Origin of the sequence: Bergeyella cardium (assembly GCF_009914665.1) — a bacterium.
In the GTDB taxonomy this organism is placed as follows: Bacteria; Bacteroidota; Bacteroidia; order Flavobacteriales; family Weeksellaceae; genus Bergeyella_A; species Bergeyella_A cardium.
In genome coordinates this window covers 1,931,751-1,944,104 of the sequence record NZ_CP029149.1, presented here as the reverse complement: position 1 = coordinate 1,944,104, position 12,354 = coordinate 1,931,751, and the positions used below count along the sequence as shown (strand labels likewise).

The 12,354-nt window shown below is 41.1% G+C and carries 12 protein-coding genes; 9 read left to right on the top strand and 3 right to left on the bottom strand.

The features are described from left to right. The 5 genes from DBX24_RS08855 (at window position 1) to DBX24_RS08835 (ending at window position 7,003) form a co-directional block, all read left to right on the top strand. Window positions 1–525 carry a GNAT family N-acetyltransferase gene (locus DBX24_RS08855; protein ID WP_120488993.1) on the top strand — a complete coding sequence of 175 codons (525 nt, stop codon included), beginning with the start codon at window positions 1–3 and terminating at the stop codon, window positions 523–525. 164 nt (window positions 526–689) lie between these two features. After that, window positions 690–1,145 (top strand): transcriptional regulator, encoded by a 456-nt coding sequence (locus DBX24_RS08850; protein WP_120488994.1) that lies wholly within the window; start codon window positions 690–692, stop codon window positions 1,143–1,145. A 5-nt stretch (window positions 1,146–1,150) separates the two neighbouring features. Further along, window positions 1,151–2,347, top strand: a complete 1,197-nt coding sequence (locus DBX24_RS08845) for an efflux RND transporter periplasmic adaptor subunit (protein WP_120488995.1) — start codon at window positions 1,151–1,153, stop codon at window positions 2,345–2,347. A gap of 69 nt (window positions 2,348–2,416) precedes the next feature. Further along, window positions 2,417–5,569 (top strand): efflux RND transporter permease subunit, encoded by a 3,153-nt coding sequence (locus DBX24_RS08840; RefSeq protein WP_120488996.1) that lies wholly within the window; start codon window positions 2,417–2,419, stop codon window positions 5,567–5,569. Between the two features lie 24 nt (window positions 5,570–5,593). Beyond that, complete coding sequence (locus DBX24_RS08835; RefSeq protein WP_120488997.1) at window positions 5,594–7,003, top strand: efflux transporter outer membrane subunit; 1,410 nt, start codon at window positions 5,594–5,596, stop codon at window positions 7,001–7,003. A 355-nt stretch (window positions 7,004–7,358) separates the two neighbouring features. Here the strand turns inward: DBX24_RS08835 and DBX24_RS08830 are convergent, their stop codons facing one another. Beyond that, window positions 7,359–8,051: a YceI family protein gene (locus tag DBX24_RS08830; protein WP_120488998.1), complete on the bottom strand. Its 693-nt coding sequence runs from the start codon at window positions 8,049–8,051 to the stop codon at window positions 7,359–7,361. A gap of 195 nt (window positions 8,052–8,246) precedes the next feature. Between DBX24_RS08830 and rpsF the strand changes: the two genes are divergently transcribed. The 3 genes from rpsF to rplI all read left to right on the top strand — a co-directional run bounded on the left by rpsF (window position 8,247) and on the right by rplI (window position 9,536). Continuing rightward, window positions 8,247–8,588: a 30S ribosomal protein S6 gene (gene rpsF / locus DBX24_RS08825; RefSeq protein WP_120488999.1), complete on the top strand. Its 342-nt coding sequence runs from the start codon at window positions 8,247–8,249 to the stop codon at window positions 8,586–8,588. Between the two features lie 27 nt (window positions 8,589–8,615). Further along, the gene (gene rpsR, locus DBX24_RS08820) at window positions 8,616–8,918 is read left to right on the top strand and encodes a 30S ribosomal protein S18 (protein WP_120489000.1); all 303 of its coding nucleotides are present in this window, start codon (window positions 8,616–8,618) and stop codon (window positions 8,916–8,918) included. A 123-nt stretch (window positions 8,919–9,041) separates the two neighbouring features. Further along, the gene (rplI, locus tag DBX24_RS08815) at window positions 9,042–9,536 is read left to right on the top strand and encodes a 50S ribosomal protein L9 (protein ID WP_160224627.1); all 495 of its coding nucleotides are present in this window, start codon (window positions 9,042–9,044) and stop codon (window positions 9,534–9,536) included. A 54-nt stretch (window positions 9,537–9,590) separates the two neighbouring features. Here the strand turns inward: rplI and DBX24_RS08810 are convergent, their stop codons facing one another. Then, the gene (locus DBX24_RS08810) at window positions 9,591–10,706 is read right to left on the bottom strand and encodes a DNA polymerase III subunit (protein WP_160224626.1); all 1,116 of its coding nucleotides are present in this window, start codon (window positions 10,704–10,706) and stop codon (window positions 9,591–9,593) included. 54 nt (window positions 10,707–10,760) lie between these two features. Then, entirely contained in the window at window positions 10,761–11,450 is a 690-nt protein-coding gene (recO, locus tag DBX24_RS08805; protein ID WP_160224625.1) for a DNA repair protein RecO, read from the bottom strand. A 142-nt stretch (window positions 11,451–11,592) separates the two neighbouring features. Between recO and DBX24_RS08800 the strand changes: the two genes are divergently transcribed. Then, window positions 11,593–12,330 (top strand): hypothetical protein, encoded by a 738-nt coding sequence (locus tag DBX24_RS08800; protein ID WP_160224624.1) that lies wholly within the window; start codon window positions 11,593–11,595, stop codon window positions 12,328–12,330. The last annotated feature ends 24 nt before the right edge of the window (window positions 12,331–12,354 follow it).

Genomic DNA, 12,354 nt, shown 5'->3' with positions numbered 1-12,354 from the left:
ATGAAGCCAGTAGAATTCAAAAAAGCAAAGCCAGAAGATGCACCAATGATTTGGGAAATCCTCCAACAGGCCATTCTCCGCCGAAAATCTGATGGAAGTAGCCAGTGGCAAGATGGCTATCCTAATTTTAGTACCGTAGAATCAGACCTGCAAAAGGGAGTGGGATATGTGCTCACCGAAGGAGATAAAATCATAGGCTATGCAGCACTTTGGGCAAATGATGAACCCGCTTATAAGCAGATAAAAGGTCAATGGTTGATCGGTGGAGATTTCTTAGTCGTTCATAGGGTTGCAATTTCCGATAAAGTATTAGGCAGAGGATTTGCACAAGAAATTTTTCTAAGAATAGAAGCGATTGCCCTAAAAATGAACCTCCCAAGCATACGCGTAGATACTAATGAAGATAATTTCCCAATGCTCCACATACTCCAAAAACTTAATTATACCTATTGCGGAGAAATAAAAATGAGAGGCACCCCCAGAAAAGCCTTTGAGAAACTCGTTAGCACGAGGGGCACACCGTAGCCGATGAAGCAAATAATTTTAAGTGCCTCACTGGCTACAGTGTCACGCAGTGGGTGGGGAGATTATTGATTCTTTATATTTCATAAATACAGCTTTAACATAAATTTAATAGTTTTAGTTCGGCTGTTTCCGAACTAAAATATATTTTTGCCCAAAAATTAGGTATGCCACATCTGTTTGATGTAGATAATGACCTCTGCCACCGCTTGGCAGAACTCTATCGGAAGACCTTTAACCTCTCGCCTCTCTCGGCGAAGATGTATGCCTTTCTCATCTTTGATTTTCAGGGTGAGGGGCTTTCATTTGAGGATTTTGTAGAGGTGTTTTCCGTGAGTAAGAGCTCGGTTTCTACGAGCATCAATCTGCTTTTGGATAAAAAATTAGTGGTAGATTTCTACAAAGATGATAAGCGTAAGAGATTCTTTAAAATCAATTGCGATTTCGTGAAAATCCGATTTATGGAAATTATGAGCAGGCTCAAGGAAGAACGAGAAGTTCTCATCTCTCTCATTGATTTCAGTAAGGATAAAAACCCAGACATCAGCGGAAAGATTGGTATCCACAAGGTGTTATTAGATGAGAATATCAGCAATATAGAACAGACAATAGTAAACTTATAATATATATGAATAATAGATTTTTTATCGCTGCGCTATCGGTACTCTCGATAGTATCCTGCTCTAAGCAAGAAGAGAAAAGAGCTGAAGGAGCAAAGGCGCTGCCTGTACTAAGTGCAGAGATTCAGAATGTAACCGCTTATACTGAATACCACGTCAATATACAAGGCGTAATCAATAATGATGTGCGAGCAAAGATACAGGGATATATTACCCAAGTTTTGGTAGATGAAGGTCAGTTTGTATCTGCTGGTCAGCCCTTGTTTCGTCTTGAAACCAATATGCTCAACCAAAGCGCAGATGCCTCAGAAGCAGGTATAGGAGCTGCAAAAGCATCGGTAGAGGCTGCTCGAGCGGCTGTAAGCTCTGCACAGGTAGAAGTAGATAAGCTCAGGCCTCTCGTGGCTCAAAATATTATTAGCAGCGTACAGCTACAAACCGCAGAGGCAAATCTGGCAAAGGCAAAAGCTCAGCTTTCACAAGCCGTAGCAGCTCAGCATCAAGCATCGGCAAACTACCGAAGTGTAAGAGCGAATATTGATTATTCTATCATCCGTGCACCTATTAGTGGGGTAGTGGGGAGCCTTCCATTTAAAATTGGAAGCCTTGTGGGTCCTAATGACGCTACTCCACTTACGACCGTTTCAGATACTAAGCAAGTCTATGCTTATTTCTCTATGAATGAGAAAGAATACTTAGACTTTTTGAAAGATATCCCTGGGGCAAGCGTACAGGAAAAACTCAAAAATATACCTTCCGTAGAGCTCCTCCTTGCGAATGGACAAGCCTATTCAGAAAAAGGAGTGGTGCAGACGGCTACTGGGCAGATCAATCCTACTACTGGTAGCATACAGTTTCGTGTAGCCTTTCCTAATGCACAAAAACTCATCAGCAACGGAAGTAGCGGGCGCGTAAGGATTCCTAAACTCTATAACGATGCACTCGTGATTCCTGAGGCTTCTACCTACGAACAGCAAGGGAATGTTATTGCTTTCAAGGTAGAAAATGATACTGCAAAATCTGTTATCCTTGAAGTAGAAAATCGAGTGAATAACAGGATTATCATAAAATCAGGGCTTAAAAAAGGAGATGTCATCGTAGCCTCAGGCGTTTCTACCCTCAAAACAGGAACAGCTATTAGTCCGAAGAAAGTTTCCTTCAGCAGCGTAGCAGACAGCATACAAGCAGCTTTTAAAACCCATTAATCGTGGTAAATATATCTGCAAACTCAGGCAAAAACATAAGCAATACTTACAACCAATGAGATTAAAAAAATGGTAAAAAACTTTATAAACAGACCTGTATTATCTACTGTGGTATCTATTCTTATTGTGATACTCGGTATTTTGGGTCTTACGGCGCTGCCTGTTACGCAGTATCCAGATATTGCACCGCCTACGGTAAGTGTATCGGCGAATTATACGGGTGCCAATGCAGAAACGGTACTTAAATCGGTCATCATCCCACTCGAAGAGCAGATTAATGGAGTAGAGGGGATGGATTATATCACTTCATCGGCTACGAATGATGGTGGCGCGAGCATTCAAGTATATTTCAAGCAGGGAGTAGATGCAGATATTGCTGCCGTGAATGTTCAGAATAGGGTGAATAGAGCTACACCCCTCTTGCCGAGCGAAGTTACCCGTGCGGGGGTTGTTACCCAGAAGCAACAGACTTCTGCACTGATGTATCTTTCGGTTTATTCTGAAAACCCTAAGCACGATGATGTTTTCATTCAAAATTATGTAAATATAAATGTAGTTCCTGCCATTAAAAGGATAAATGGAGTAGGAGATGCAAATGTAATGGGAGGAAAAACCTATTCTATGCGGGTATGGTTAGACCCAGATAAGCTCGCTGCTTATGGCTTGGAACCCTCAGATGTAAGTGCTGCGATAAATGACCAAAGCCGTGAAGCCGCTGCAGGTCAGCTAGGGCAAAACAGTGGTTCTGCCTTTGAGTATGTGATAAAGTATCAAGGGAAATACAGCAGTAAAGAGCAGTATGATAATATCGTTATCAAGGCTTTGGGAGGAGGGCAGTACCTTTATCTAAAAGATGTAGCAAAGGTGGAGCTCGATGCGCTTTCCTATGCTGGTTCGGCAAAGAAAGATGGGCTACCCGCAACTAGTCTTGGTATCCAGCAGACACCAGGGTCTAATGCTCAAGAGATTGCCAAAGCCGTAAAAGCCTATTTGGAAACCGCACAGAAGGACTTCCCAGAAGGGATGAATTATACGATAAACTACGATACTACGAACTTCCTCGAAGCATCGATTAATAAAGTTATAAGCACGCTGATAGAGGCATTCCTCCTTGTGTTTATAGTGGTTTATATCTTCTTACAAGACTTCCGTTCTACGCTTATTCCTGCTATTGCAGTGCCTGTTTCCATTGTGGGTTCGTTCTTCTTCCTCAATCTTTTTGGTTACTCGCTCAACCTGCTTACCCTTTTTGCTCTCGTTCTGGCGATAGGTATTGTGGTAGATGATGCAATCGTAGTGGTAGAAGCCGTACACGCAAAGATGGAGACCAACCACCACCTCAGTGCAAAGCAGGCTACTATTGAGGCGATGCACGAGATTACAGGTGCAATTATTTCCATTACATTAGTAATGGCAGCAGTTTTTATTCCCGTTACTTTTATTTCTGGTCCTACAGGGGTGTTTTATCAGCAGTTTGGGATTACCCTCATTGTCGCTATTGTGATTTCTGCTGTGAATGCTCTTAGCCTTAGTCCCGTTCTTTGTGCTTTGCTTCTAAGGCCTCACAACCCAGATGAGGATTATAAAAAGAAGAATGTAATTCAGAAGTTTTTCCACAGGTTTAATCTCGCTTTTGAAGCGGGAACCAAGCGATATGGAAAGGCGGTGAATTTTGTCTTGAAAAGAAAGTGGATTGCCGTGCTGATGATTCTAATCTCTGGCGTGCTTATCTTCTGGTCTTCTAAAACGATGAAAGGAGGTTTCGTACCTAATGAAGATATGGGGGTAGTCTTTGTAAATGTAGAGCTGCCCGTAGGTGCTTCTATTGAGCGAACGGATAAAGTACTCGCTCAGATACAAACCAAAGTAAAAAATATAGAGGGGATTAAAGGGATTTCATTCTCCTCAGGGAGAAATTTCTTCTCTGGTACGGGAAGTAATAATGGGATGGCGTTCATTATGCTTAAGGACTTTGAGGAACGGGCGAAAAACCCTGCCGAAAGCATTGAGGCGATAACGGGCAAGCTCTTCGGGGCGGTAGGAGATATCTCCGAAGCACGAATCGTTTTCTTTCAGCCTGCGGGCGTGCCTGGTTTCGGTATGAGTGCAGGTGCGGAGTTCGTCCTCCTCGATAAAGCAGGTCAGGAGATAAAGGAAATAGATAAAACCGCACAGGAATTTATGGGCGCACTGATGCAAAGACCCGAAATACAATATGCGCAAACCTCTTTTAATACCAACTATCCTCAGTATGAAATGGAGATTAATGTGCCTCGAGCTATGGAGTCTGGCGTATCGGTTAGCAGCCTGCTCTCTACGCTTCAAGGGTATATCGGAGGGCTTTACGCGGCGGACTTTACAAAATACGGAAAGCAGTTCCGAGTAATGGTACAAGCCCTGCCAGAAGATAGAAAAGATGCTTCAAGCCTCGATGGACTCTATGTAAAAACCAAAGGTGGAGAGATGGCTCCCATTTCCCAATTCGTAAGTCTTAAAAGAGTATATGGTCCTCAGTCCATCAACCGATATAACCTCTTCACTTCGGTGAAAGTTACAGGAGCGAATAACCCTGGTTTCAGTACAGGAGATGTAATTAATGTAGTGCGAGAAGTAGCAGATGAGCACCTGCCTGCAAATTATGGGATAGACTTTACTGGACTTACGAGAGAGGAAATCAATGCAGGTTCACAAACTATCGTAATTTTTATGCTCAGTTTGGTGTTTGTATACTTCATCCTTTCGGCGCAGTATGAGTCTTATATCGTACCGCTTTCGGTGATTATCTCCCTCCCTCTCGGTGTGATGGGGGCGTTCATCGGGCAGAAGTTTGCCGGCTTGGAAAACAATATCTACTTCCAGATTGCACTGATTATGCTCGTCGGCCTATTGGCAAAGAACGCTATCCTTATCGTAGAATTTGCCTTGCAAAGAAGAAGACACGGCGAGAGGCTTGCCATCTCTGCCATTAATGCAGCAAAAGCGAGGATAAGACCGATATTAATGACTTCTCTTGCATTTATCGTAGGGCTAATGCCTCTCGTACTCGCTAATGGAATCGGTGCAGTGGGGAACCGCTCAATCGCGACAGGTGCAGCTATTGGATTGCTCATAGGTACCGTTCTCGGATTAATTGTAATCCCTGTGCTCTATGTCGTTTTCCAATGGATACAGGAGAAAATTTCCCCTTTAAAGAAAGAAGAGCAGGTACACCTCTCTGAATAATAAACTCAATGATAATTAAAGAATATGAATAACACTATCATCACCATACTAACAGCAGTGCTTATAACCTCCTGCGCAGCAAGGCAGGAGTACAAACAGCCCACTGAAGTTGCCACTGAAAACCTCTTCCGAACCGATAGCCTTACCCTAAAAGGCAGTAGTATTGAAAGTACGGAAACCAGCATTGCTACTACCCCTTGGAAGGAAATCTTCACCGATAGCCATCTCCAAAACCTTATAAGCAAAGGTTTGGAAAATAATTTAGATGTGCTTACCGCAGTGCAGAATATTGCTTCCGCAGAGGCATACTTAAAGCAATACAAGGCAAGCGTATATGAGCCTACGCTCTCCCTCGTTGCAAATTTTAGCTACCAGACGCCTTCCCTTAATTCAGCTTCTGGGCAGGGGAGGGATAGGACTTATCTTCGGCAGTATGACCTCACTGCAAGTCTCAGCTGGGAGGCAGATATCTGGGGCAAGCTCAATGCACAAAAGAAAGCACAGCTCGCTACCTACCTGAGTACCGTTGCAGCCCAGCAGGCGGTAAAGAGTACTTTGGTAGCATCATTGGCAACGGCATACTTCCAGCTCCTTACCTATGACAAGCAAAAGCAAATCATTGAGCAGACTATTGAGCTTCGCCAAAAGAATTTAGAGACCACCAAAGCGCTGAAATCTGCAGGCTCCCTCACCGAAGTTGCCGTAAAACAAAGCGAAGCCTTAGTTTATAATGCTCAGGCATCGCTCATCAGTATAGAAAATCAAATTGTGCAGTTGGAAAATTCCATCTCTCTCCTCCTCGGGGAAGCGCCTCATAAAATAGAGCGAGGGAGTATAGACGAGCAGGTTTTAAACATTAATACATCGCTCGGCTACCCAAGCCATCTGCTTACCCATCGCCCAGATGTAAGAAAAGCGGAGCTCGACCTTAGGGCAGCCTTTGAGCTGACCAATGTAGCCAATGCACAGTTCTACCCGAGCCTTAAAATCACCGCAAACGGAGGGCTTCAATCATTAGACATAGATAAGCTCTTTAGCACCAATTCCCTTTTTGCGAGCATCATTGCCGGTCTTACCCAGCCTTTGCTCAACAAAAGACAGATACGCACCAATTATGAAGTGAGCCTCGCCAATAAAGAAAAAGCCTACCTCGCCTTCCGCAAGGCAGTCCTCACCGCAGGAAAGGAAGTCTCCGATGCGCTAAAAATCTATTCCTCACAAGAGGAGTTCATCAGCTTAAAGAAAAAGGAGCTCGAAGCCTATACTCATTCCGTAGATTACTCCCGCGAGCTTGTGAATTACGGTATGGCAAATTACTTAGAAGTCCTCAACGCTGATGTAAATAAACTCAATGCCGAGCTCAATATCCTCAATGCTCAATACATAAAACTACAATCTGGCGTAGAACTCTACCGCGCTCTCGGCGCCCACTAACTTAAAAACTCCATCGTTTGGGTCAGAGACCCCATTTTTGGGTTAAAAACCCGAACGATTAGGTCAAAGACCGGAAATTTTGGGTCAGAGACCCCATCGTTTAGGTTAAGAACCGGAACGATTAGGTTGGTTACCGTATTCAATTAGGTTCCAGACCTAAAATTTTAGGTTAAGAACCTAAAAATTGATAAAAAATAGCCTATTTTTTTATTAAAATGATAATTAGCGGTTGGCTACTGGCGATTAGCTAATAGCTATTTGCCAAAAGCCATAATCCAGTGGGGTCGGAGACAAATTAGAAATAAAAAATCCTCCTCAGATATTTCTGAGGAGGATTTAATTTGTAAATAATCAATTATTTCTTAGCCAGCACAGATACGAGGACTTTAATCTCGTCTTTAATTACTTTATCTGCTGCAAGGTCTTTAATTACAGAACCAGAGTTATAGTTTACATTCCACTTTGTTCTGTCGATTATAATTTCATCAGAAACGAGGCTTGCATTATCTCCATCTACCTTCACTTGAGCAGTAAATTTAATAGGGTTGGTCTTATCTTTTATCGTGAGATTACCTTCTACCACTTGCTTACCGTTCTCTTCTGCCACGCTTGTAATTTCAAAAGTCGCGGTTGGGTATTGGGTTACATTAAAGAAATGATCTGCTTTTTCTTTGTCCTCAGCGGTGCCTTTGAGGTGTCCGTCGAGCATTGTTTTCATTTCAGGGTCGTCTTTAATGTCTGTACTCTCGATGGTATTCATATCCAAAACGAATTTACCACCCACTACTTTTCCGTCTTTTACAAGAACTTCCCCTTCTTTAAAGTTGATGAATCCAGAGTGTTTATCACCAGAGATTTTACCTCCTTCCCAGTCGAGTTTTGAATCTGCTGGCTGAACTGCAAACGCCTCAGCGCCTTCTACTGCTGGAGCATCAGAATTAGATACTGCCGTGGAATCTACCGTATCTTCTGTAGCGGAAGCTTCCTTTTTACAAGATGTAAGCACAAGAGCCGTAAGGGCAAATACCATTAAAATGCTTTTTTTCATAATAGTTAAATTTAAAATTTAGTTGCCAAAGATATAAGTTTTTCTGAAACATCCAAATTTTCTGTATAGAATGCAGGGAATAACTTTCATTAATCATTCATTAAAAGGGGCTTTATTTTATCAGTTTTTGATATTTATTTGCTCAGTATAGGAAAAAGGTATATTTTTGCCCCCGAATTATTAAAAAACAACATTATGAATCATTATGAAACTGTTTTCATTTTAACTCCCGTTCTATCTGACGCACAGGTGGAGGAAGCAGTAAAGAAATTTGAAAACTTCTTAACCGAAAGAAACTGCGAAATCGTAGCTAAAGAAAACTGGGGGCTTAAAAAATTAGCGTATCCTATTCAATTAAAGAAAAATGGTTTTTATACCTTAATTGAATTTAAAGGAGAAGGAAGCATCGTTGCAGATTTAGAAACTGCTTTCAAACGAGATGAGAGAGTCATCCGTTACCTCACTACTAAACTGGACAAACACGCAGTAGAGTATGCTGTAACAAGAAGAGCAAAACTAAAATCTGCAAAAGCGTAATCATTAACCCTTAAAAAAATTAAAGAAATGGCAATAGACGAAATGGCACAACAAGCCGCAGCAGGAGGAGAATCTGAAGTAAAATTCCTTACTCCACTTGATATCAATACTAAAACTGAAAAGAAATACTGCCGATTTAAAAAATACGGTATTAAGCATATAGATTATAAAGATGCTGACTTTCTTCTTCAGTTCGTAAATGAGCAAGGGAAAATACTCCCAAGAAGATACACAGGTACCTCTCTTAAATACCAAAGAAAAGTAGCTGCTGCTATAAAAAGAGCAAGACACCTTGCACTTCTACCGTATGTAGCAGACCTTTTAAAGTAATACAAAATCAAATAAAAGAAACAAGCTGCTCGAGGCCTGTTTCTTTTGTTGCTGAATTAAATAAAATTAAATTCTAACTGTTTTTAGACCTATCTAAAAATTAAAAAACAAGACAACAACAAAATGGAAATTATTCTAAAAAAAGATGTAGAAAACTTAGGACTTGAGTTTGATACTGTAAGCGTAAAACCAGGCTATGCAAGAAACTTCCTTATCCCGCAAGGATATGCAGTTCTCGCTACACCTAAAAACAAAGCAGTTCTTGCAGAAACATTAGAAGCAAGAAAAGAAGAGGAAGCAAAATTAGTTGCCGCTGCTAATGCAAAAGTAGAGCAACTGAAAAAAGTTTCTGTTACCATCGCTGCGAAAGTAGGTTCAGGAGACAAGCTCTTCGGTTCTATCAATAATGCAAACCTTGCTGAAGAATTAGCAAAAGCAGGAGTAGAAATCGATAGAAAATACATTAAAATCCCTGGAAATACAATTAAGAGAACAGGTAAATTCTCTGCTCTTATCAGACTTCACAGAGATGTAGAGTATACTTATGAGTTTGACATCGTTTCCGATGCTCCAGCTGAAGCTCCTAAAAAAGAAGAAGCTAAATCTGAAGAAAACTAATCTAAGTAAGAGATAAATAAAAAGACACTTCATTCGGTGGAGTGTCTTTTTTTATTAGACTTTCTTATGGATGTATCGCGAGAGTTTAATCCCTAAATCTGTCCAAACGATTTTAGCATTTCCATTTCGGGTGAGGTGCAGATTGGCCTCACTTATTTCTTCGAGTATAGCTTCTATATTTGCTCCGTGAATAAATTCTGAAAATTTCTCCCAGTTAAATTTTTCATCTATCCGCTTATAAACAAGCCCTTCACTACTATAATTCTGAAGCATTGCAAGGCGGAAAATCTCAGTACAATATTCCAAAAACTGCTTTTGTTTCTCCTTATTCCAAAGGCTTATCTCAGATGCCCAGTGGATAATCTCCCTAAGGTATTGAGGCTTTTTATTTACTTGAAAAGCATCTCTCACCCATTTCACAAAATAATGTTCAAACTCTTCATCAGAATGGGTATGCTCTAAAAGTTTAACGGCAGTATTCCAATTCCCTTGCGCTTGGTAGATAATGGCTTCTACTTGCCGCTCATCTAAGCTGGCGCTATGCAGCAGTGCTTCTTTTATATCCTCATCTTTTATACGGGGTACATCGTAGATTTGAGTTCGGGAGAGAATCGTTTGTAGAAAGCTGTCCTGAGATTCAGAGGTGAGGATAATAATCGTTTTTTTTGGCGGTTCTTCTAAAAGTTTTAAGAATTTATTAGAAGCCTGCACATTCATTTTATCGGCTCTCCAGATGACGAGTATTTTATACCCTCCTTCGTAGCTTTTAAGCATTAGTTTAGAGGTAAGCTCCTCGATTTCGTCTACGGAAATAAAGAGTTGTTTATTTTCAGAGTCGAGTTCGTTTGACCAGTCTTCATAATCAAAATAAGGATTCCTCTGTGCTAATTCCCTAAACTGAGGAATAAAGTTTTTGCTTAGGCTTTTACCAGAAACGGAATAAGTAGGAAAGCTGAAATGCAAATCGAGATGAGAAAGGTGGTCTATTTTTGAGCCAGAATCTGGATTTTCATTAATGAAAATCTCTTTACAAAATGCTAAAACCAAAGGCAGAACTCCGTAGCCTTCATTACCTGTGAAGAGGAGTGCGTGCCCCACTCGGTTGTCTTTTATACTTTGCTGAAGCTGAGTTTTCAGGTCATTTTGCCCGATAATACTATCCCAATTCATAGTCCCAAAAGTAAGGATTATTTTAGAATTGATGGGCTCTGTGGGGCTTATTTCTTAATCAAAAATCTGCTTTACCACATCTAATGATTCAGGTTCTCGGAAGTTCGGGATATGATGCTGATAATAAATGATAATACTTTCGAGTAAATTTCGTCGCTCAGAAGAGGGGATAGGAAAATCATACGGCATATCTGATTGCAACACCCCTTTCCAGATTCTAGAAATCTCTGCACCGAAGTATTTATTATACATCGCATTTGTAAACCGCCCTTCTTCGGGGTTGAGAAAATCGCCTTCGCTTATATAAGGGCTCGCACCTAAGTTTTTTAGAAAATTTATCATAAAAATAAGGTGACACTGATGGTCTTTGGCTTCTATTTTCGTTCTCAGCTCGCTTATTTGCTCATAAAGATAGTCGGAGGGCGTTTCATTTTTTAGAATAATATTCAAAAAATCGGCAACAAAAAGCACGATGGACATAGCGCTGAAATCTTCATTACAATCTAAAATCCAGCAAGGCTCTACCGAAGAAATCGTCTTTAAAACATTGGATTTCTGCTGATGATTTATCTTAAAATACAGCTCATTTAATGGGCTTAGATACGGCTTTTTCTTATTTTTCTTTGCATAGATATTCTTCACAAAGAGGCTCATAAAGCCCTGTTCTTTGGTAAAGCAGTTGAGTACAGCATCTTGCTCGCCATACTTTATTGCCGAAAGCATAAATCCAGTGCATATTTCCATCGAAGGGGGGTAATTGAATTAAGGGTTCCAAAAATAGTTTTTTTTATCATTTCTCAGCAAAAATCCTTGCATTTGTACTATATTCATCAGGGTTTTGCTAGTGATAGCCGATTGTTTATATTTGCATCCGTAAAACTCCAATATGAAAAGAATATTCGCTTGCACCCTTGCAATTTCCCTCAGTCTAGCGTCTTGCAATAGAGATGATGACGATAGAGAGACCACAAAAGAAGTAGAAACCCTTGCAGAGCAAAATGCAAATGATGACCAAGCCATTGCTAAGTATCTCGACGAGCATTATCTCGATGCCCAAGGGCTCATCAAGGCTTTCAGCGCCACAGATACTTCAGATGATAATGAAACCAAGCTCTCTGCCCTCAACCCACAAACCCTTCCGAGTGGCGTAGTCTATATCGTAAGGCAAGGCGCACAGCCAGCGAGCGGAACGGCTATTGGCGAGACGGATGTAATCCACTTAATGACAAAAACCACGACCTTCCTCTCTCGCAGAAAAGACGATGGAACGATGTCCTACGGCTCCGAAGGTACTTTCATCAATACCATAGATAATTTTGGCACGCCCGATAAAGACCCCTACTATTATTATGTGAAAAAATCTGTGCTCGATAAGGCGAGCAGCGATATCCAAAAGCAACGAAGCTATTACGAAATCGAGGGCTTTAAAGAGGCGCTAAAGCATTTCCAAGCATTTGACCAGGAAGATTCTGCGCCCTACAATCTTCAAGGGGTGATTATCGTCCCTTCTCGTGCGGCCTACGCCAGAGACCTCCACTATCCGAATAATATCTACCGAAACCGAAGTTTCGTATTCAACTTCCAAGTCTATAAATCTAAGGCGCGAACTTCGGCGGAGGAATAATATCTTAACAGGTGAGATGATTAC

Coding starts and splice junctions, on each gene's coding strand:
- DBX24_RS08855 (WP_120488993.1), top strand. CDS start 1: ATGAAGCCAGTAGAATTCAAAAAAGCAAAGCCAGAAGATGCACCAATG.
- DBX24_RS08850 (WP_120488994.1), top strand. CDS start 690: ATGCCACATCTGTTTGATGTAGATAATGACCTCTGCCACCGCTTGGCA.
- DBX24_RS08845 (WP_120488995.1), top strand. CDS start 1,151: ATGAATAATAGATTTTTTATCGCTGCGCTATCGGTACTCTCGATAGTA.
- DBX24_RS08840 (WP_120488996.1), top strand. CDS start 2,417: ATGGTAAAAAACTTTATAAACAGACCTGTATTATCTACTGTGGTATCT.
- DBX24_RS08835 (WP_120488997.1), top strand. CDS start 5,594: ATGAATAACACTATCATCACCATACTAACAGCAGTGCTTATAACCTCC.
- DBX24_RS08830 (WP_120488998.1), bottom strand. CDS start 8,051: ATGAAAAAAAGCATTTTAATGGTATTTGCCCTTACGGCTCTTGTGCTT.
- rpsF (WP_120488999.1), top strand. CDS start 8,247: ATGAATCATTATGAAACTGTTTTCATTTTAACTCCCGTTCTATCTGAC.
- rpsR (WP_120489000.1), top strand. CDS start 8,616: ATGGCAATAGACGAAATGGCACAACAAGCCGCAGCAGGAGGAGAATCT.
- rplI (WP_160224627.1), top strand. CDS start 9,042: ATGGAAATTATTCTAAAAAAAGATGTAGAAAACTTAGGACTTGAGTTT.
- DBX24_RS08810 (WP_160224626.1), bottom strand. CDS start 10,706: ATGAATTGGGATAGTATTATCGGGCAAAATGACCTGAAAACTCAGCTT.
- recO (WP_160224625.1), bottom strand. CDS start 11,450: ATGGAAATATGCACTGGATTTATGCTTTCGGCAATAAAGTATGGCGAG.
- DBX24_RS08800 (WP_160224624.1), top strand. CDS start 11,593: ATGAAAAGAATATTCGCTTGCACCCTTGCAATTTCCCTCAGTCTAGCG.